Source organism: Caballeronia fortuita (assembly GCF_001544835.2).
Lineage (GTDB): Bacteria > Pseudomonadota > Gammaproteobacteria > Burkholderiales > Burkholderiaceae > Caballeronia > Caballeronia fortuita.
In genome coordinates, this window is sequence record NZ_FCNX02000002.1 from 172,059 (window position 1) to 191,203 (window position 19,145).

The window sequence follows — 19,145 nt, forward strand, 5'->3', positions numbered from 1 at the left end:
GGAAAATTTCGATGAAGCTGCCCCGCACACTCGTTTCGCTCGCCGCGCTCGTTGCGCTCGGCGCGTCGACTTCCGCCTGGTCGCAGAGCAAGACCCTCTACATCGGCATGAATGGCGGGCCGATGGAAAAGGCCTACACGAGCCAGGTGCTGCCCGACTTCGAGAAGGCCAACAACGTAAAGGTGGTCGTGGTGCCGGGCACTTCGTCCGACGTGCTGGCGAAGCTGCTCGCGAACCGCAACAGCCCGCAGATTCACGTCGCGTTTCTCGATGACGGCGTGATGGCCCGCGCCGTCAGCATGGGTGTGTGCCAGAAGCTCGACGACGCGCCGGTGCTCAAGGAGCTGTATCCGTTCGCGCGCCTGAAGGACGACATGGGCGCGGGCGTGCAGCTCGGCATGACCGGCATCGGCTACAACACGAAGCTCTTCAAGGACAAGGGCTGGGCGCCGCCGACCTCGTGGCTCGATTTCGCCGATCCGAAGTACAAGGGCAAGGTCGTGTTCCAGTCGGCGTCGAGCAGCACTTTCGGCCTGCATGGTTTTCTCGCGCTCAATCGCCTATGGGGCGGCAGCGAGAAGAACGTCGAGCCGGGCTTCAGCAAATGGGCGACGACGGTCGGCCCGAATGTCGTCGAATATATTCCGAACTCGGCGAAGCTCTCGGAGATGATCACGACGGGCGAAGCCGGCCTTTTCCCGCTCACGCCGACCGCCATCGGCGATCTCAAGGACAAGGGCCTGCCGGTGGCTTACGTGGCGCCGAAGGAAGGCGCGGTGCTGCTGCTCGTGGATGTGTGCGTCGTGAAGAACAATGCGGACCCGGCGCTCGCGCAGAAGCTCGCGCAATATCTGTTGTCCGCGCCCGCGCAGACCAAGGCGGCGGAGGCCGGCAAGCAGATTCCCACCAACACGCAGGCGAAGATGACGCCCGACATGGAGAAGAATCTCGGCGACCTCAACGCGCTCGTGAAGAAGGTAACCGTCGTGGACTGGGATTCCATCAACGCGAATCGCGCGCAGTGGGATCAGCGCTGGAATCAGCAGATCGAGAAGTAAGTGGTGTCGGCTTCGTCAGCGACGCGCTTTGTTCGCGTGATCCGCTGAACGGCGCGGCAGCGGGCCGACATGCCCGCTGCCGTAGGTTGCGGGTTCAGCGCGTGCGCGCCCAGTACACCAGAGCCGCGCAGGCGAGCAGCAGGCTTCCGGTGACGAAGAACACCGAGTGCAGCCCGAGCCACACGCCGATCTGCCCGCCGATCAGCGGCCCGGCGACCTGCCCGCTGAATTGCGCGGATTGCAGATAGCCGAGCATCTGCCCGCTGCGGCTTTCATCGACGGCACTGCGCGCGAGCTTCGAGATCGACGGCAGCAAGCCCGCGAGCGTCATCCCCATGAGGACCCGCAGCGCGGCGAGTTGCCACCACTGATGCACGAACGCTTGCGGAATCATCGCGATACCGGTCAGCACGAGACATCCGATGATCACGTTCCAGCTTCCGATGCGGTCCGCCAGCGCGCCGAGCCGCGCCGCCGTGAGCACGCTGCCGAGCGCGGAGCACGCCATGACGACGCCCGCGATGCGCGCCACGCGATCGCCCGTCACGCCGAGCCCGCCGATATAGACGGTGATGATCGGCTCGATCGACATGTTCGCGAGCAGCACCATCATCGCGGTCGCAAGGAGCGCCGCCACGACGAGACCGTTCGCACGATGTGCGTGGGTCGATGCCGTATGCGTCGCGCGCTTTTTCGCATCGGCGGGATGGAAGTCTTCCTTCACGAGGACGATGGTGAACAGCGCGGCCACCGCGATCATGCCCGCGCCCGCGAAAAACGTTCCGCGAATGCCGATCAGTCCCGGCAGCATCCCGCCGATGAGCGGCCCGGCGAGATTGCCCGCGAGCGCGCCCGTCGACAATATCCCGAGCGCCCACCCTGCCCGCTCGCGCGGCGCCTGCGTGCCGATCATCACCGTCGAAGCCGACGCGTAGCCACCGATCAGCCCCGCGAGCAGACGCAAGGCCACCAGTTGATGCACCGACTGCGCGACGCCTATCAGCGACATCACGATGGCCATGCCGAGCGCCGCGCGCACGAGCATCGGCTTGCGGCCGTAGCGATCGGCGAGACGTCCCCAGAGCGGCGCGGTGACGGCGGTGCCGAGAAACGTCGCGCTGAACGCGACGCCCGACCATTCGATCACCGACGCCTGCGAATTCACGCCGAGCTGCCGCACGTAGAGCGGCAGAAACGGCAGCAGCATGCTCAGACTCACGAGCGTCGTGAACGAACCGAACACGCAGACGGCGAGATTGCGCCGCCAGTACTGGCCGTTGCGTTCCGCATAGCCGAGGTGCATCGGGGATTGCACGATCTCGCTCATGTCGACCTCGACGCAGCGAACGGAACGGCGGCGAGCGCAGGCCGCGAGACCTGGAACCGCTCGTATGCCAGTTGCTTCATGAATAGGCCCTCCATCATCGCGCAGGACGCAACATGCGCGCCCCCGATGAAGGCCAGTCTATATTCGATCGAACCTGGACAGAATCGACGCGGATCGGAAGACAATCTTCCGCTATTCGATCGAATCGATTTGCAGTTGCCTGAAGCGGCGTCGCAGGCGCGGCGTGGCGAAGTCGACGAACGCGCGCACCTTCGGCACCGAAAGACGTCCGTGCGGCGTCAGCAGATGCACCGGCGAAGGCGCATGCTCGCTGTCCGGCAGCACGATCTGCAGCGTCCGCTCCTTCACTTCTCTCGCGACGTGATAGGAAAAGAGCCGCGTGAGGCCATGTCCATCGACGGCGGACGCAACTGCCGCGCGCACCGTGTTTACGATGAAACGCGGCGCGAACTGCACGACCTGGGGAATCGTCGAGCCGTTCGAGGTCGGGAAGCTCCATGAATCGAGGCCGAAGTGCGTCATTGAAATGATTTGATGCTGCGCGAGATCGGCCGGTTTGCCGATGCGCGGATGCTTCGCGAGATAGCCCGGCGACGCGGCCACGACGCGTCGCACTTCGCCGACGGGAATCGCGACGAGCGTCGAGTCCGAAAGATGTGCGATGCGCAACGCGACATCGATGCCTTCATCGATCAGGCTGACGGGCCGGTCGAGCAGTTGCAGGCGCACGGAAACCGCGGGAAAGCGCGCGATGAAATCGTCCAGCAGCGGACGCAGCAGATCTTCGCCCGCCGCGACCGGCGCGGTGATCGTCAGCAGCCCGCGCGGAGCGGCGCGTTCGTGCGCGATCAGCAGATCGGCTTCTTCGAGATCGGTAAGGATGCGGCGGCACGCAACGGCATAGCGTTCGCCGGCTTCGGACAGCTTGATGGTGCGCGTCGTGCGATGCAGCAGCGCCGTCCCCGTATGTTCCTCGAGAAAGGCGATCGCCCGGCTGACGGCGGCGGGGGAGCGGCCGAGGCGCCGCCCCGCGCCCGCCAGGCTGCCTTCGTCGAGCGTGGCGATGAAGACTTTCATCGCGTCGATTCGGTCCATGTCGGCTCGGTGCGTCGGTGATCGATGAAGCGCCCAGTTTAGCCGAGCGAATGGCCTGGAAACGTCCATTCCGCGCTTCGATTCGATGCGTCCGCGTTGAACGGACGCAGGCATCGAACGCGCGCGCCATCGCCCTTCGCGTTGTCATCTTCCTCTCCGATCTGGTGCATCACCGTGCGCGGCGGTGCATTTGCCCGATCCCTTCGCCCCTCTTTCAGTGCATGCGAAAACTCGCAGGTCCGCCCGTCAAGGCGCCTCGCGCTGGCACACATCATGCATATTGAATTTTATTCAAGTCACTTGAATTTTATTCCGGTTGTTTTCACAATAGCTCACACGCAAGGGGAGCATCATGAACCAACGTCTTCGCCATTTGCTGACCATCCTGACGGGCGCGCTCGCGCTTAACGCCGCTGCGCCGTCTCTCGCGCACGCGGACGATCTGCTCGGCCGCGTCAAGTCGAACAAGGAAATCACGATCGCCACGGAAGCGCGTTACGCGCCCTTCGAATACGTCGATAACGGCAAGATCGTCGGCTATGACGCCGATCTGATGGCCTACGTCCTCAAGTCCCTGCCCGATGTGAAGGTCAAGCAACTCGACCTGCCGTTTCAGGGCCTGCTGCCCGGTCTCGATGCAAAGCGCTTCGACATCGTCGTGACGGCCGTGACCGTCAACAAGGACCGCGCCGATCATTTCGCGTTCACCGTTCCCGTCGCCGACGCGACCACCGGCGTGCTCACCCGCTCCGCCGATACCTCCATCAAAGGGCCAAACGATCTGAACGGCAAGGTGGTCGGTTCGCAGACCGGCTCCGCGCAATTGCAGGCGCTGATGGCGCTCGACAAGAAGCTGAAGGAAGCCGGCGGTCCCGGCATCAAGCAGATCAAGCAATACGTCGCGTTCGACGAAGCCTATGCCGACCTCGCCGTTGGCCGGCTCGATGCCGTCGCGCAGTCCGTCGCCAATCTCGGGCCGTTGCTGAAATCGCGTCCGGGCGTGTTCGCGGTGCTGCCGCAGACTATCGGTCCGAAGAGCTACTTCGCCTGGGTCGCGCGCAAGGACGCCGACAGCGCCGCGCTGCTCAAGCTCTTTAGCGATGGCATCGCCAAAGCAAACAGCGACGGCACCATGAAGAAGCTGCAGGAGAAATGGTTCGGCTCGACGATGGACGTTCCGGCCACGCTTCCGGCACCGTCCATCTGACATCGCGATGAACGGTCCGGATCTGCTCACGCGCTGCATCGGCTACTCGCCGCAGTTGCTCGACGGCGCACTGACGACATTCCTGCTCTCGGCCGTCGCCGTGTGCTGCGGCTTCTTCGTCGGCGTGTTCGTCTACACGATGTCGGTCAGCGACAGCCGGCTGATGCGCGGCACGGCGCGCGTGTATGTCAGTGTGCTGCGCGGCACGCCCGTGCTTGCGCAACTGCTGGTGTTCTACTACGTGCCGTCCGCGCTCGGGCTGGAATTGCCGGGGCTCGCGGCCGCCGTGATCGGGCTGTCGCTCAACACGGGCGCGTATCAGTCGCAGATTCTGGGCGCGGGGTTTCGCTCCATCGCGCCGGGGCAGATCGAGGCGGCATCGACCTTCAATCTCACGCGGGCCCAGACCTTGTGGCATATCGAAGTGCCGCAGGTCGTGCGCGCGACGCTGCCCGCGCTCGTCTCCGAAATGATCGATATCGTCAAGGCGTCGGCGGTGGTGTCGGTGATATCCGTGACGGATCTGATGCGCGTGGGACAGCAGCTTTCGTCATCGACATACCGGCCGCTCGAAGTCTACGCGCTGGCGGCGGTGTTCTATCTGGCGATCACGTCGCTGCTCGCGGGCGCGGGTCATGTGTACGCGCTGCGTGTGGCACGGCGTCCGTGAGGCATCGGCATGAATAACTTCATCGCACTTGTTCCGCGCTTCATCGAAGCGATGGGCATCACGCTCGAAGTGAGCGTGCTGGCGGCGTTCATCGGCATCGTCGCGGGCTTCGCGATCAACGCGATGCGTCTCGCGTTCGGCCGTCCGTTCGCGCTCGTCTATGGCGCGTTCGTGTGGCTGGTGCGCGGCACGCCTTACTTGTCCCAGCTCGTGATCGTCTACTTCGGGCTGCCGGTTTTAGGCGTGACGTTGTCGGCCGTGCAGGCCACGATCCTTTCGCTCGCGTTCTATTCGAGCGCGTATTTCGCGGAGCTTTTTCGCGCCGCATGGGCGAGCGTTCCGCGCGGTCAGCTCGAAGCCGCCGCCGCTTTCGGCGTGAGCCGGCGTGACGCGTTCCGCTCAATCGAGTTGCCGCAGGCGCTTGCGTTCGCCGCGCCGCTCATCGCGAATCAAACCATTCTCGTCATCAAGGAGAGCGCGGTCGCGTCGATCATCACCGTGCCCGAACTGACGATGACGGCCAGCGATATCGTCGCGTCGAGCTACACGTATGTCGGCCCGTATGCGCTTCTGATCGCGTGTTACTGGCTGCTCACGCAAGCCGTGTCGATGATCGCGCAGGCCGCCACTTCACGCATTCCGTTTCTGAAGAAGACATCATGAGCGACCTTCCGATACTCAAGCTGATCGCCGTCGGCAAGTCGTACGGCGAGAACCGCGTGCTCAAGGGCATCGACCTGGATGTGATGCGCGGCGAGATCGTCACGCTGATCGGGCCGTCCGGTTCGGGCAAGACCACCGCGCTGCGCTGCATGAATTTTCTCGAAGCCTACGATGAAGGCGAAGTGTGGATCAAGGGCCAGTTGCTCGGCTATCGATCGGCGGGACGCACGGCGAAGGACCGCGACAGCGAAGCCAGCATCGCCGAGGTGCGCCGCCCTATCTCGATGGTCTTTCAGCAATTCAATCTCTGGCCGCACATGAATGCGCTGGACAACGTCGCGACGCCGCTCGTGCTCGCCAAGAAGATGAACAAACGCGACGCGCGCGCGAAGGCGCTGGCCGCGCTCACGCGCGTCGGTCTCGAACACAAGGCAGACGCGTATCCGGCGCGGCTGAGCGGCGGACAGCAGCAGCGCGTGGGCATCGCGCGGGCGCTGGCCATCGAACCGGAAGTGATTCTGCTCGACGAACCCACGTCCGCGCTCGATCCCGAACTCGTCGAGGAAGTGCTCAACGTGATCCGTTCGCTCGCGCAGGAAGGCATGACGATGGTGATGGTCACGCATGAGATGAGCTTCGCCGCGAAGATCTCCGACAAGGTCGTGTTCATGGAAGCCGGGAAAATCGTCGAAGCCGGACCGCCCGCGCAATTGTTCGGCAATACGCGCACGCCGCGCTTGCAGCAATTCCTCAAACCGTGGCTCGAACGCAGCCTCAATTTCGTGAGCGAAGGAGTGACATCGTGAGCGCAAGACACGTCGCGGATGCCGTGAACGCGGCCCGCCTGCTCGAATCGATCGAAGCCCTCGCTGCGTTCGGCGCGCGCGATGACGGCGGCGTGGACCGCCCCGCGCTCGGCGAACGCGATATCGAAGCACGGCGCTTTCTGATCGACCGCGCACGCGCGCTCGGCTGCAGCGTGCATGTCGATGCATGCGCGAATCTGTTCTTCCGCCGCGAAGGCGACGCGGCACTCGCGCCGGTGATGACCGGCAGCCACATCGATACGCAACCGACCGGCGGCAAGCTCGACGGATGTTACGGCGTGCTCGCGGGCTTCGAAGTGCTCGCCGCGTTGAACGATGCGAACGTGCGCACGCGCCGCCCGCTGGAAGTCGCGATCTGGACGAACGAGGAAGGCACGCGCTTCTCGCCGGGCGCGATGGGATCGAGCGCATTCGTGGAGCCGTCGCGGATGGCGCGTTACGTGGACGTGCGGGACGCTGAAGGCATCACCCTGAGCGCGGCGCTGAAACGGCACGTAAGCGCGTTCCCTGAACTGCCGCCGCGCGCGCAGCAGGACGCCGCGCATGCCTTCGTCGAACTGCATATCGAACAAGGTCCGCAGCTCGAAAACGCCGATGTGCCGCTCGCTGTCGTCGGCGGCATTCAGGGCGTGCGCTGGTACGCGTTCCATGTGCAAGGCACTGCCGCCCACGCGGGCACCACGCCGATGCCGCTGCGCCGCGACGCGATGACGCTCGCCATCGCGCTGCATCGGGAACTCGATGCCATCGCCCATGAACTCGGCCGCGGCGATACGCGCGTCACGTTCGGCCGCTGGAACATCGCGCCGAATTCGATCAACACGATTCCGTCGGCGGTGTGCTTCACCGTCGACTTCCGCCACCCGGACGCGCACGTGCTCGGCGCGTTCGATGAACACGCGCAGGCCATCGCGCGACGTCATGGCGCGCGCATCGAAGCGCTGTTCGCCCATGCGCCCGTCGCGTTCGATCCGCGCGTGCTGTCGCGCATCGACGAAGCCTGCCGCGCGCTCGATGCCCGCGCGCTGCATCTGACCTCGGGCGCCTTCCACGACGCCATGTATCTCGCGAAACATTGTCCGAGCGGCATGATTTTCGTGCCCAGCATCGACGGCATCAGCCACAACCCCGCCGAAGCGACGGACGCCGGACATCTCGTGCTCGGCGCACGCGCGCTCGCCCATTGCCTCACCACACTCTGCAACGACTGAAGGAGCCACCATGAACGCACCCGCCACGACTCTCGCAAGCACTGAAGACAACGGCCAGGAAACCGGCGTCAACGCCACGCTGAACGAACCCATCTCGCCGGACGGCACGCCTGAAATCGGCAAGACGTACACGGTGCCCGCGCGCTGCGGCCGCGCGGTGCGCGTGAAGGCCGGGCAGACCATCCGCATCGCCAATCCGCACGGCACGCAAGTGTGCGATACGTGGATCTTCAACGCCCAGCATCTGAACGAGTTCCTGTCGTTCGAACATACGCGCGCGTTCATCGACAAGATCATTCCGCAGGCGGGCGATCCTCTCGTAACCAACCAGCGCCGCCCGATTGCCGACCTCGTCGCGGATACGTCGCCGGGCGTGCACGATACGCTCATCGCCGCGTGCGATCTGTACCGCTATCGCAATCTCGGCGTCGAGCACTATCACGACAACTGCGCGGACAATCTGCGGCTTGCGCTGAAGGCTATCGGCCTGCGCCCGAAGGAAGTGCCGCAGCCGTTCAATCTGTGGATGAACATTCCCGTCAAGCCGGATTATTCGATCGACTGGCTGCCGCCCGTGTCGAAATCCGGCGATTACGTGGATATCAAGGCCGCGATGGATTGCGTCGTGGTGATGTCGGCGTGTCCGCAAGATATCATTCCGATCAACGCGCTGAACCCGCTCGAAGTCGAGTTCACGGTGCTCGCATAAGCGCGCCTTTCATCCTTTCGATGGTGTTCATTCGTGGCCAGCAAACGACCTTCTTCACCTGCAGCGCGTACTTCACGTAAAGCCGAAGTGGCGCCGCCGTCCGCCGCCGATGGCCTCGGCACGCGTCTGCGTCACGCGCGCATGGTGCGGCACATGACGCTCAAGGCGCTCGCCGAAGCGGCGGGCTGCTCGGAGAGTCTTCTGTCGAAGGTCGAGGGCGGCCACGCGACGCCATCGCTCGCGATGCTGCACAAGCTCGCCATCGCGCTCGATACCAACATCGCCGCGCTGCTGTCCGCGCCGGCCGTGACGTCTTCGCCCGTGCAACGCGCGAGCGAGCGGCCGTCGGTGCGCTTTCCCGCCGCGCGCGCCGCGACGCCTTCGGCAAAGAGCAGGCGCGCCGAAGGTTCCATCACGCTCGAACGGCTCGTCGTGCCGAGTCCGGGCCAGTTGCTTCAGGGCGATATTCACGTCCTCGAGCCGCTTGCGCGCAGCGACGAGCAGATTCATCACATCGGCGAAGAGCTGGGTTACGTGCTCGAAGGCGAACTCGAACTCACGCTGGGCGATCAGAGCTATTCGCTCAAGGCGGGCGATTCATTCTATTTCCCGAGCACCGAGCCGCACAGCTATCGCAATCCGGGCGATGCGGTCACGCGCATTCTCTGGGTCAACACGCCGCCCACGTTCTGACTAGCGGGAACTCATCATGGCCAGCACCGATCTTTCGCAGATGCAGTTGCCGCGCTTCGTCGGCATTCCCACTTTCATGCGCGTGCCGTTCGAGCGCGACCTCGCGGCGCTCGATATCGCGCTGGCGGGCGTGCCCTTCGATGGCGGCGTCACCGCGCGTCCTGGCGCACGCTTCGGGCCGCGCGAGATCCGCAACATGTCGACGATGATGCGCGCCATCCATCACGTCACGCGTTTCAACCCGTTCGAAGCGTGCCGCGTCGCCGATATCGGCGATGTGCCCTTCGAGCATCTCTACGATCTCGAAGCCGCACACGGCGATATCCGCCGCTTTTTCGAGCCGGTATTCCGCGCCGGAAAGATGGCGCTGATCGCGGGCGGCGATCACTCGATCACCTATCCGGTCTTTCAGGCGATCGCGCCGAAGCAGCCGCTCGCGCTCGTGCATATCGACGCGCACACCGACACGTGGGACGCGTTCAAGGGCTCCAAGTTCACGCACGGCGCACCGTTCAGACGCACGGTCGAAGCGGGTCTGCTCGACCCCACGCGCACGATTCAGATCGGCATACGCGGCGCGCAGAATACCGACGAAGGCTGGCGTTATTCGCTGGATCACGGCATGCGCGTGGTGTTCATCGAAGAGTTCGAAGCGCGCGGGCCGGCGGCGATCGTCGAAGAAGCGCGGCGCGTGGTCGGCGATGCGCCCGTCTATCTTTCGCTCGATGTCGATGGGCTCGATCCGGTATTTACGCCTGGCACGGGGACGCCGGAAATCGGCGGGTTGACGACGCGCGAAACGCTTGCGTTGTTGCGGGGACTCGATGGATTGAACTGGGTCGGCGGCGATGTGGTGGAAGTATCGCCGCCTTATGATCCTGGCGGTAACACGGCGCTCGTTGCCGCGACCTTGATGTATGAGATGTTGTGTTTGTTCGCGGCGCGGCGGGTGCGAGGGGGGTGATCTATCGCGACGCATGGCGTCGCGCGGCCGTCATGCACGAGCGTTCGGATCAATCGAAGAACGCCCACGTTGACGCTGTCGATACGCCCCTCGCACGATCCGCTCAAAAGAACAGCAGGCTGCGCAACTCGATGCTGCGGCGCGGCCTCGCATCGGGCGGCGATGCCGGATCGTCGAAGGCCGTGTGCGCGGTAAAGCGCGCGACGCCGTCGCCCGCCGAGTCGTAGATCTTGATGAGCAGCGCCTCGTCGGGCGACATCAGCGGAAAGTAGTACCAGCGATGCCGCGGGTTGAACACGAACGCATAGGTTTCGCCCGTCATCGTCGGATAGATGAAGTCCTGCGCGATGGCATCGCGTTCGTCGATGCTGCGCGAATCGCACAATGCGAGCGGTGACGATTCCACCACTTCACCCACAGGCCGCCACAGATTGACGATCGCGAAGCGCCCTTGCAGCAGCCGGTCGGCTTCATCGGCGGGAAGATGGTCGCGCACGCGGCGCGGCCCGGAAACGAAGGTCTGATCGTTATGGATCAGATGCACCGGCTCCTTCACGCCGTTCGCGCGCGCGGCCGCACCGTCCCGCAGCGTGTGATCGAAGATGACGACGCGCTTCGCACCTGTCCATTGCTTCAGCAGGCGCTCGGATTGCGGATAGTAGATCGAACGAATCGCGGCATCGTCGGAGAAATCGCCGAGCGCGCTCGCTTCGCGATGCAACTCGAAACCGTTCTGGTCGAGCGACAGTCCGCCCGGCGGCGGCCGCAGCCGCGCATTCGAGATCCTCACCGCATGCGTGCGATATTCGCCGGTCCTGCGCGGCACGCCGGGCGGCGGATCGTAAGCGTAGGACGCGGGCTTCACGCCCGTGGGCACGAGATAGTTCAGCCCGGCCTCGACTTCGACCGGCTGCTCGATGACGACATCGCTCATGATTGCACGCCCCGCTCGCTCAATTCGACACATCGAATCTAGGCTCGCGGGAACGGTTCCACAACGAAGCTTTTCTGCAATGCATTGCACGCGGCGAACGCGGTGCAGCGATCGCGCGGCATCGTCAGGCGGTCGTGATGCAGGCACAGGCGGCTCTCCCCGACGCTCGCGCCATACGCCGAACCGAACGACGCGAGGCCGGGTATGCGCTTCTCCAGCAGCGCCCGGTCGTCGGCCCAGTGCCGGCAGTGTTCGCATGCCGGGGCGTTCATTGCCCGAGCGCCGACCAGTACGGCGCGAACAGATGCACCGACAGGAGATAGCCGATCACGACGTTCACCGCGACGCCCGCCGTGAACGCCGCCAGCGGTCTTGCGCCGGTTCCCGCGAGCGTCGAGAAGCGCGTCGTGAGGCCGATGCTCAGGAAGCAGAAGGTGAACGCCCACGTGCGCAGCGCGACGATCGGCGCGACGAACGCGGGTGTCACCACGCTGCGATAGTCGGCGAGCGTGTAATGCGATGCGATCCACGTGACGATCGCCGACGCGACGACGAAGCCGATGACGAACTTCGGAAAGCGCGTCCAGATCTCTCGCGCGCGCGGATTCGCCTGCACGCCGTCGGCCGTATCGCGCTCCCAGCGCGTCGTCGCGACGATCGCGAGCACGAAGGCCCAGATGCCGATCCAGATGTCGCGGCCGACGACCTTCATCAGCACGAACGCTTGCAGCGACGCATCGGGCGCGCCGGCCACGACGCCGGGCGCATGGCGCGCGAAATCGCCATAGGCTTGTGCGGCGGCGATCCCGGCGGCATCGGCGAATTCGGACGTGCCGATCCACGCGCCCGCGATACCCGTCGGCAGCCCGAGCGCGCGCGCGATGGCCGGCAGCGCGAAGACCATCACGATCGCCCAGATGACCACGAGCGTGATTGCCACCGACGCCTGCTCGCGACGCGCGCGCACCGCGCCGGCAATCGCGATGGCCGCCGATACGCCGCACACCGCGCCGCCCACGCCCAGCACCGCCGCGAAACGCTTGTCGATGTCGAGCGCGCGCGCGACGCCGTAGATCACGAAGAACGTCACGAGCGAGACGATGGTCGCCTGCCCGATGGCGACCGGTCCCGCCCACACGATCAGCGTCAGCGGCAGCGTCGCGCCGAGCAGCACGATCCCGACCTTGATATAGAACTCGACGCGCAACGCGGGCGCGAGCCAGGCGGGCAAGCGGAACACGTTCGAGACGATCAGCCCGAGCGCGAGCGCGATGAGCGGCGGCTCGAGGTTATAGCTGCTCGCCTTAGCCCACGCCCCCGCCGCGAAGATGGCCGTCGACACGATGAAGACAACGAGAAAGCCCGCGAGAAATTGTCCGATCGGCAGGCCCAGCGCGGCGATGGCCACCGAGAACACCGCCGCGAACGCGATGAAGAGCGCAACGTAGCCGCCCGCATGCTTGCCGAGATCGCCCGCGAGCTGCCCGATGTCCGACCACTTCGCAGGCGCGACGGCGAGCCACTTGATGCTGCCGCCCGACGCGAAGAGCGCATACGCGACCACGATCGCCAGCAAGCCGATTGCGACCGCCCACCAGTCCTCCGTGCCGAACGGCCGGCGCGCCTCGCTCGCCGTCACCGCGTGTCCGCCGGCGCTTTCGCGGGCAATCGATCTCTCGCTCATCGTATTTCCCCTTTGTGTCTGGTGTAGCGGTTCAGTATGAAATCGTCCACCGCGCGGCGGAAATGACTTTTTTGTCTTTGAATATAGCGATCGATCAAGCCCGCGGCTGCGCGGCGTCGATTAGCGACGAGCGCGCTTAGCTTCTGACGATTCATCGTTTAGCTCTGGCGCGCCCGTTGCAGATAATCGACGGTTTCACGAATCACATCGGAGCGCCATGCCTTTCGATCGCAACGCGCCCTTGCCTTCCGGCGTCGCCGTCGGCGCTGCGTGGGGCCTCGGTCCGACCGCGCATTACGCCGCGCTCGCCGCGCGCTTTCGGCCCGTCTTCGCGCGCATCCGCGCACAGAGCGTCACGCGCGAACTCGAACGCCGTCTTCCCGCAGACGAAATCGCCTGGCTGCGCGACGCCGGTTTCACGTCCTTGCGCGTGCCGGCCGATCATGGCGGTCCGGGCGTACGTCTCGTCGAATTGTTCGAATTGTTGATTGAGTTATCGGAAGCCGATTCCAACATCACGCAGGCGCTGCGCGCGCACTTCGGTTTTATCGAGCACGCGCTCGACAGCCCTGTCGAACGGCGCGAGCGTTGGCTCGGCCGGCTCGCGAAGGGCGCCATCGTCGGCGCGGCGTGGTCCGAGACGGGCGAAGCGCCGCGCAGCCAGTTCGCGACGCGTCTCACGCGCGACGCGAACGGATGGCACCTGAACGGCACGAAGTTCTATACGACCGGCTCGCTTTTCGCCGACTGGATCCACGTCGGCGCAACCGATGCAAACGGCGACGCGGTATCCGTCACGGTCGACCGTCGCGCGGCGGGCGTCGACGTGATCGACGACTGGGACGGCATGGGCCAGCGCCTCACCGCGAGCGGCACCAGCCGCTTCGACAACGTGACGGTCGACAAACGCGAGATCGTCGCGGGCCGCGCGCCGTTTCCGTACTCCGAAGCGTTCTATCAGCTCGTGCATCTGGCGACGCTCGCGGGCATCGGCCGCGCCGTCGCGAGCGATGCGGCAGCCGCCATCGCCGCGCGCAAGCGCAGTTACAGCCACGCGGTGAGCACGCGCGCCGCCGACGATCCGCAATTGCTGCAAGTGGTCGGCCGCGCCCGCGCACACGCCTGGACCGCCGGCGCGATCGTCGCGCAGGCAGCGCGCGCGCTCGAACGCGCGGTGGCATCCTTCGACAGTCCGGATGCCCTCGCCGTCATCGCGGAAACGGAGATCGAGATCTGGCAGGCGCAGACGGTCGCGTCGCAACTCGTTCTCGACGCCAGCGCGAGCGTATTCGACGCGCTCGGCGCGTCCGCGACGCTGCGCACCGCCGGACTCGACCGCTACTGGCGCAACGCGCGCACCATCGCGTCGCACAATCCGCGCATTTACGTGGACCGGATCGTCGGCGATTTCGCCGTGAACGGCACGCTGCCGCCGGGACAATGGCGCATCGGCGTGGCCTGACTTTTCCTTCGTTCGCCCCACGCCCCTTCATGAGCAAGAAGCACATCATTCTCAACGCGTTCAACATGAACTGCGTCGGCCATATCAATCATGGCCTCTGGACCCATCCGCGCGACCGCTCGACGGACTATCGCAAACTTTCCTACTGGACCGATCTCGCAAGGCTGCTGGAGCGCGGCCTGTTCGACGGGCTGTTCATCGCGGATATTGTCGGCGTGTATGACGTTTACGGGCAATCGGTCGATGTCACGCTAAAGGAGTCGGTGCAGTTGCCCGTCAACGACCCGATGCTGCTCGTCTCCGCGATGGCCGCCGCGACCCAGAACCTCGGTTTCGGGATCACCGTGAATCTCACGTATGAAGCGCCCTATCTGCTCGCGCGGCGCTTCTCGACGCTCGATCATCTGACCGAGGGGCGCATCGGCTGGAACATCGTGACCGGTTATCTCGACAGCGCCGCCCGCGCGATGGGCGCAACGGAGATGATCGCGCACGACGAGCGCTACGATCGCGCCGACGAGTATCTCGACGTGCTCTACAAGCTGTGGGAAGGAAGCTGGCAGGACGACGCGGTGCCGCGCGACCGCGAGGCGCGCGTGTTCGCCGATCCAGCGAAAGTGCGCAAGGTGCGGCATCGCGGCCGCTATTACGACGTCGAGGGATATCACCTGTGCGAGCCGTCGCCGCAACGCACGCCGGTGTTGTTCCAGGCGGGATCGTCGGGGCGCGGCCAGGCGTTCGCGGTGCGCCATGCCGAATGCGTGTTCGTGTCGAGCCAGAGCAAGGAAGGCACGCGCAAGCTCGTGAACGCGCTGCGCGCGCAGGCCGTCGAAGCCGGACGCGATGCGCGCGACCTGAAGATCATCATGGGCATCACCGTCGTGGTGGGCCGCACGCAGCGCGAAGCCGAAGAGAAGTTCGCCGAGTACGCGCGTTACGCGAGTCCCGAGGCGGGTCTCGCACACTTCGCGGCGGGCAGCGGCATCGACTATTCGACCTACGCGCCCGATGACGAACTCGCGCCGCCAGGCGGCCACAAGGGACGCGGCATCGAATCGTCGGTGCAGCGCGTGACCGACGGCAAGCGCGGCGTCACGGTGCGGCATCTGCTCGAACAGATGCAACTGGGCGGCCGCTACACGACGATCGTCGGCGACCCGGTTCAGGTGGCCGACGCGCTGCAATCCTGGGTCGACGAAGCCGGCATCGACGGCTTCAATCTCACGCGCACCGTGACGCCGGAAAGTTACGAGGACTTCATCGATCTCGTCATTCCCGAATTGCAGTCGCGCGGCATCTACAAGACCGCATATGCGGAAGGCACGCTGCGCGAAAAGCTATTCGGCGGCGGCGCGCGGCTCGGCACGCGTCATACGGCCGCCGGGTTTCGCGATTTTTCCGGACAGGGGCAATGAGCGCCGCGACCGTCGCGACGCGCCCTTTTTACTGCGCCGGCTTGGAGAATCCCGCGAAGCGCTGCTCGATCACGCGCGCGAACTCCGCCGACCGGTACGCGTTCGCGATGTCGGTCACATACGGCTTGTTCAGATCGGCCGTGCGCACCGCGACGAGGTTCAGGTAATACGGCGGAATCTTCTCGAGCAGAAGCGCGTCATTGAGCTTGAGGCCCGCCGCGAGCGCGAAGTTGCCGTTCACGAAGGCATAGTCGACGTCGTCGAGCGAACGGGGCAGTTGCGCGGCTTCGAGCGGCACGAGCTTTATCCTGTGGGGATTCGACGCGATGTCCCGCTCCGACGATTTCACCGGATCGACGCCCGGCTTGAGCGTCACCCAGCCGAGTTGCTGCAACAGGATGATCGCGCGCGCCTGGTTGGTGACGTCGTTGGGCAGCGACACCGTCGCGCCGTCCTTGAGTTCGTCGAGACGCTTGTGCTTGTGGCTATAGAGTCCGATGGGCGCGGTCGGCACTTTCACGAGTTCCGAGAGCGCGAGCTTGTGATCCGCCGAGAACTTCTTGAGATACACCTCGTGCTGGAAGGCGTTGGCGTCGAGCGCGCCGTCGGCGAGTGCGAGATTCGGTTGCACGTAGTCGCTGAACTCGACGATCGTCACCTTGTAGCCTTCCTTCTCCAACTGGGGCTTGATACCGTAGCGAATCTGATCCGAGTAGGGACCGGCCGTCGCGCCGAAGCGGATCTCGGGCTTGTTCGGGTCGGCGGCCTGCGCGAGCGATGCGATCATCGCGCTCGACACGAGGGCCAGCACGCCGGCCCGCAATGCATGAAACTTGTTCATTGGATTCTCCTCTTGCTTCGCGCCCTGGAGCCGCGAAGCGGTTATCGTCATGGTGCGCGACAAGCTTACAAATCGGCACGTCCGGGCCAAACCAATGTATTTATCTATGGTCTTCCGAATCGACGCAAAAGCACGCCGTCGATCGCGGCGCACCCTTTATCGACAGGAGACACTGCAATGACCCGCACTCAAGACGCCCCGTGGTCCGAGCCTTTGGAAGCGGTCCTGCGCGAATGGGCGAAAACCGCCGCCGCGCGCGACAAGGCCGGCGGCACCGCCTTTCACGAGCGCCGCCTGTTGCGCGAGAGCGGCCTGCTGCGGCTGTCCTTGCCGGTGGAGTACGGCGGTGATGGCGCCCCATGGTCAACGACGCTCGATGTCGTCAGACGCATGGCTCAGGTGGACAGCTCGCTCGCGCATCTGTTCGCGTTCCATCATCTGCAACTCGCAACGATCCGCCTGTTCGGTAGCGACGCACAGATCGATCACTGGTCGAGTGAGACCGTCGCGCAAGGCTGGTTCTGGGGCAACGCGCTCAACCCGCTCGACAAGAGCACGCGCGCCCTGCCAAGCAACGCCGAAGACGCCGGCGGCTATCTCTTCGATGGCCGCAAGAGCTTCTGTTCCGGCGCCCGCGATTCGGACCAGCTGCTCGCGTCCGCATTCGATGGCGACGGGCGTCTCTTGATCGGCGTCACGCCGACGAATCGCGCGGGCATCGCCGTGCTCGACGACTGGGACAACATGGGGCAGCGCCAGACCGACAGCGGCACGGTGATCTTCGAGCGCGTGCCCATCGCGGCGGACGAATTGCTGCTCAATCCCGGACCGCTTTCCAGCCCGTTCGCGACGCTGCGGCCGCTGCTCGCGCAGTCGATCCTGTGCCATATCTATCTCGGCATCGGCGAAGGCGCATTGCAGGCGGCGCGCGACGCGACGCTCTCGCAGACGCGGCCGTGGATTGCCTCGCAGGCCGAACGTCCTGCGGAGGACCCATACGTGATCGTGCACTTCGGCGACTTCTTCGTCGCGCTCGAAGGTGCCCGTCTGCTCGTCGAACGTTCGATGCAGGCCTTCGATCGCGCGTGGGAGCGCGGCCTTGCACTCACCGAAAGCGAACGCGGCGAAGTGGCCGTGGCAGTCGCCTCGGCGAAGGTGGCGGCGGCGCGCGCGGGGCTGGACGTCGCGCATCGCATGTTCGAAGTGACGGGCGCGCGCTCGACCACGGCGGCGTTGCGGCTCGACCGCTTCTGGCGCAACGTGCGCGTGCACACACTGCACGATCCGCTCGACTACAAGGTGCGCGAGCTGGGAGACTGGGCACTCAACGGACGAATTCCGAAGCCGTCGTTCTATTCGTAAGACGATGCCTGTCCGGCATGGCGCGGCGCGCACCCGCTCGCCCCGGTGCATCTGCGTTTTTGCACGGGCCCGATCCGCGCGATGTCGGCCCATTGCTCGAGTCGGGCCAACGCCCCCGGCAGCGCGGCAACATCGCATAACCTTAGCTCGATTCATGCGTTCCGATTCCGGGATCGGCTGGCTATGATGGTCATTCTTAGCCGCCCGCTGAATAAACACCGCGCGGCACCCGCCCCGTCCGGAGTTGTCATCTTGTCCCGTATCGAACCTGTTCGCCGGCCGCTCGTCGTCGGCATCGGCGGCACTACGCGCCCCGCATCGTCCACCGAGCGCGCGCTCGGCTTTGCGCTCAGAGGCGCGGAAGAATCCGGCGCTCGCACGCGTCTCTTCGGCGGCGCGTTCCTGTACAGCCTGCCCCACTACGCGCCCGAAACGCGTGAACTCACCGCCGCACAACGCGAGCTGATCGAAGCCGTGCGCGCCGCCGATGCCCTCGTCATCGCGACGCCCGGCTATCACGGCGGCATCTCCGGGCTGGTCAAGAACGCGCTCGACACGCTCGAGGAACTGCGCGACGACGAACGTCCTTACCTCGACGGCCGCGCCGTGGGCAGCATCGTCACCGCGTATGGATGGCAGGCGGCGGGCACGGTGCTGACATCGCTGCGTTCCATCGTGCATGCGTTGCGCGGCTGGCCGACGCCCTTCGGCGCTGCCGTCAATACGCTGGAAACGCGCTTCGAAACGGCACAGACCTGCTCGGACCCGAAGGTCGTGGATCAGCTTCGCACCGTAGGCCAGCAGGCATCCGACTTCGCGCTGGCGTTCGGCGCGCAGCGGGCCGATGCGTGGCATGACGTCGGGCGCGATGTCGTTCTCGCACAGCGCTGACACAGCGTTCATTGCACTCGTTCGGCCGCTTTCGAGAAGCGGCTTGCGCTCGATACGGCGCCGAGACTCGTCATGCGCGCCAATCGGCGAATCGCGCAGCGCATGACGAGC

19 protein-coding genes are annotated in these 19,145 nt (G+C 65.2%); 13 read left to right on the forward strand and 6 right to left on the reverse strand.

Annotated features, from left to right (window positions below):
• Positions 1–11: 11 nt before the first annotated feature.
• Positions 12–1,058, forward strand: a complete 1,047-nt coding sequence (locus tag AWB77_RS05065) for an ABC transporter substrate-binding protein (RefSeq protein WP_061133304.1) — start codon at positions 12–14, stop codon at positions 1,056–1,058.
• 94 nt (positions 1,059–1,152) lie between these two features.
• Here AWB77_RS05065 and AWB77_RS05070 read toward each other — a convergent pair whose 3' ends face one another.
• Both AWB77_RS05070 and AWB77_RS05075 read right to left on the reverse strand, forming a co-directional pair.
• Positions 1,153–2,385, reverse strand: coding sequence for an MFS transporter (locus AWB77_RS05070; RefSeq protein ID WP_061133305.1), 1,233 nt, complete (start codon positions 2,383–2,385; stop codon positions 1,153–1,155).
• Between the two features lie 192 nt (positions 2,386–2,577).
• Positions 2,578–3,501 (reverse strand): LysR family transcriptional regulator, encoded by a 924-nt coding sequence (locus AWB77_RS05075; RefSeq protein ID WP_061133306.1) that lies wholly within the window; start codon positions 3,499–3,501, stop codon positions 2,578–2,580.
• Positions 3,502–3,853: 352 nt separating this feature from the next.
• Here AWB77_RS05075 and AWB77_RS05080 point away from each other — a divergent pair, with 352 nt between their 5' ends.
• The 8 genes from AWB77_RS05080 to speB all read left to right on the forward strand — a co-directional run bounded on the left by AWB77_RS05080 (position 3,854) and on the right by speB (position 10,445).
• Complete coding sequence (locus AWB77_RS05080) at positions 3,854–4,708, forward strand: transporter substrate-binding domain-containing protein (RefSeq protein WP_061133307.1); 855 nt, start codon at positions 3,854–3,856, stop codon at positions 4,706–4,708.
• A 7-nt stretch (positions 4,709–4,715) separates the two neighbouring features.
• A complete protein-coding gene (locus AWB77_RS05085) occupies positions 4,716–5,378 on the forward strand; it encodes an amino acid ABC transporter permease (protein ID WP_061133308.1) in 663 nt (220 codons plus the stop codon).
• A gap of 9 nt (positions 5,379–5,387) precedes the next feature.
• Complete coding sequence (locus tag AWB77_RS05090; protein ID WP_061133309.1) at positions 5,388–6,041, forward strand: amino acid ABC transporter permease; 654 nt, start codon at positions 5,388–5,390, stop codon at positions 6,039–6,041.
• Complete coding sequence (locus tag AWB77_RS05095; protein ID WP_061133310.1) at positions 6,038–6,847, forward strand: amino acid ABC transporter ATP-binding protein; 810 nt, start codon at positions 6,038–6,040, stop codon at positions 6,845–6,847. Before AWB77_RS05090 ends, AWB77_RS05095 begins: the two co-directional genes overlap by 4 nt.
• Positions 6,844–8,079 carry a M20 family metallo-hydrolase gene (locus AWB77_RS05100; RefSeq protein ID WP_061133311.1) on the forward strand — a complete coding sequence of 412 codons (1,236 nt, stop codon included), beginning with the start codon at positions 6,844–6,846 and terminating at the stop codon, positions 8,077–8,079. Before AWB77_RS05095 ends, AWB77_RS05100 begins: the two co-directional genes overlap by 4 nt.
• A 10-nt stretch (positions 8,080–8,089) precedes the next feature.
• On the forward strand, positions 8,090–8,788 hold the full coding sequence (locus tag AWB77_RS05105; protein WP_061133312.1) for a DUF1989 domain-containing protein: 699 nt from the start codon (positions 8,090–8,092) through the stop codon (positions 8,786–8,788).
• A gap of 87 nt (positions 8,789–8,875) precedes the next feature.
• Entirely contained in the window at positions 8,876–9,481 is a 606-nt protein-coding gene (locus tag AWB77_RS05110) for a cupin domain-containing protein (protein WP_167354127.1), read from the forward strand.
• 16 nt (positions 9,482–9,497) lie between these two features.
• Positions 9,498–10,445: an agmatinase gene (gene speB / locus AWB77_RS05115; protein WP_061133313.1), complete on the forward strand. Its 948-nt coding sequence runs from the start codon at positions 9,498–9,500 to the stop codon at positions 10,443–10,445.
• 103 nt (positions 10,446–10,548) lie between these two features.
• Here the strand turns inward: speB and AWB77_RS05120 are convergent, their stop codons facing one another.
• From AWB77_RS05120 to AWB77_RS05130, 3 genes are read right to left on the reverse strand one after another with little or no spacing between them, the layout of a single operon-like run.
• Complete coding sequence (locus tag AWB77_RS05120) at positions 10,549–11,379, reverse strand: CmcJ/NvfI family oxidoreductase (RefSeq protein WP_061133314.1); 831 nt, start codon at positions 11,377–11,379, stop codon at positions 10,549–10,551.
• 38 nt (positions 11,380–11,417) lie between these two features.
• The gene (locus tag AWB77_RS05125; RefSeq protein ID WP_061133315.1) at positions 11,418–11,651 is read right to left on the reverse strand and encodes a hypothetical protein; all 234 of its coding nucleotides are present in this window, start codon (positions 11,649–11,651) and stop codon (positions 11,418–11,420) included.
• On the reverse strand, positions 11,648–13,063 hold the full coding sequence (locus AWB77_RS05130; RefSeq protein ID WP_082852584.1) for a YeiH family protein: 1,416 nt from the start codon (positions 13,061–13,063) through the stop codon (positions 11,648–11,650). Before AWB77_RS05130 ends, AWB77_RS05125 begins: the two co-directional genes overlap by 4 nt.
• Positions 13,064–13,280: 217 nt before the next feature.
• On the opposite strand from AWB77_RS05130, the gene AWB77_RS05135 reads away from it, so the two are divergent.
• Both AWB77_RS05135 and AWB77_RS05140 read left to right on the forward strand, forming a co-directional pair.
• Positions 13,281–14,525, forward strand: coding sequence for an acyl-CoA dehydrogenase family protein (locus AWB77_RS05135; protein ID WP_061133316.1), 1,245 nt, complete (start codon positions 13,281–13,283; stop codon positions 14,523–14,525).
• Positions 14,526–14,554: 29 nt separating this feature from the next.
• Complete coding sequence (locus AWB77_RS05140; RefSeq protein WP_061133317.1) at positions 14,555–15,940, forward strand: LLM class flavin-dependent oxidoreductase; 1,386 nt, start codon at positions 14,555–14,557, stop codon at positions 15,938–15,940.
• Between the two features lie 28 nt (positions 15,941–15,968).
• Here AWB77_RS05140 and AWB77_RS05145 read toward each other — a convergent pair whose 3' ends face one another.
• Positions 15,969–16,727 carry a MetQ/NlpA family ABC transporter substrate-binding protein gene (locus AWB77_RS05145; protein ID WP_244158471.1) on the reverse strand — a complete coding sequence of 253 codons (759 nt, stop codon included), beginning with the start codon at positions 16,725–16,727 and terminating at the stop codon, positions 15,969–15,971.
• 231 nt (positions 16,728–16,958) lie between these two features.
• On the opposite strand from AWB77_RS05145, the gene AWB77_RS05150 reads away from it, so the two are divergent.
• Together AWB77_RS05150 and AWB77_RS05155 are read left to right on the forward strand one after the other, a co-directional pair.
• Positions 16,959–18,143 (forward strand): acyl-CoA dehydrogenase family protein, encoded by a 1,185-nt coding sequence (locus AWB77_RS05150; protein ID WP_061133318.1) that lies wholly within the window; start codon positions 16,959–16,961, stop codon positions 18,141–18,143.
• Between the two features lie 252 nt (positions 18,144–18,395).
• Positions 18,396–19,034, forward strand: a complete 639-nt coding sequence (locus AWB77_RS05155; protein ID WP_061133319.1) for an NADPH-dependent FMN reductase — start codon at positions 18,396–18,398, stop codon at positions 19,032–19,034.
• The last annotated feature ends 111 nt before the right edge of the window (positions 19,035–19,145 follow it).

Bases quoted from the DNA above. Each gene is read 5' to 3' on its own strand.
- AWB77_RS05065 (WP_061133304.1), top strand. From the start codon at position 12: ATGAAGCTGCCCCGCACACTCGTTTCGCTCGCCGCGCTCGTTGCGCTC.
- AWB77_RS05070 (WP_061133305.1), bottom strand. From the start codon at position 2,385: ATGAGCGAGATCGTGCAATCCCCGATGCACCTCGGCTATGCGGAACGC.
- AWB77_RS05075 (WP_061133306.1), bottom strand. From the start codon at position 3,501: ATGGACCGAATCGACGCGATGAAAGTCTTCATCGCCACGCTCGACGAA.
- AWB77_RS05080 (WP_061133307.1), top strand. From the start codon at position 3,854: ATGAACCAACGTCTTCGCCATTTGCTGACCATCCTGACGGGCGCGCTC.
- AWB77_RS05085 (WP_061133308.1), top strand. From the start codon at position 4,716: ATGAACGGTCCGGATCTGCTCACGCGCTGCATCGGCTACTCGCCGCAG.
- AWB77_RS05090 (WP_061133309.1), top strand. From the start codon at position 5,388: ATGAATAACTTCATCGCACTTGTTCCGCGCTTCATCGAAGCGATGGGC.
- AWB77_RS05095 (WP_061133310.1), top strand. From the start codon at position 6,038: ATGAGCGACCTTCCGATACTCAAGCTGATCGCCGTCGGCAAGTCGTAC.
- AWB77_RS05105 (WP_061133312.1), top strand. From the start codon at position 8,090: ATGAACGCACCCGCCACGACTCTCGCAAGCACTGAAGACAACGGCCAG.
- speB (WP_061133313.1), top strand. From the start codon at position 9,498: ATGGCCAGCACCGATCTTTCGCAGATGCAGTTGCCGCGCTTCGTCGGC.
- AWB77_RS05120 (WP_061133314.1), bottom strand. From the start codon at position 11,379: ATGAGCGATGTCGTCATCGAGCAGCCGGTCGAAGTCGAGGCCGGGCTG.
- AWB77_RS05125 (WP_061133315.1), bottom strand. From the start codon at position 11,651: ATGAACGCCCCGGCATGCGAACACTGCCGGCACTGGGCCGACGACCGG.
- AWB77_RS05130 (WP_082852584.1), bottom strand. From the start codon at position 13,063: ATGAGCGAGAGATCGATTGCCCGCGAAAGCGCCGGCGGACACGCGGTG.
- AWB77_RS05135 (WP_061133316.1), top strand. From the start codon at position 13,281: ATGCCTTTCGATCGCAACGCGCCCTTGCCTTCCGGCGTCGCCGTCGGC.
- AWB77_RS05140 (WP_061133317.1), top strand. From the start codon at position 14,555: ATGAGCAAGAAGCACATCATTCTCAACGCGTTCAACATGAACTGCGTC.
- AWB77_RS05145 (WP_244158471.1), bottom strand. From the start codon at position 16,727: ATGATCGCATCGCTCGCGCAGGCCGCCGACCCGAACAAGCCCGAGATC.
- AWB77_RS05150 (WP_061133318.1), top strand. From the start codon at position 16,959: ATGACCCGCACTCAAGACGCCCCGTGGTCCGAGCCTTTGGAAGCGGTC.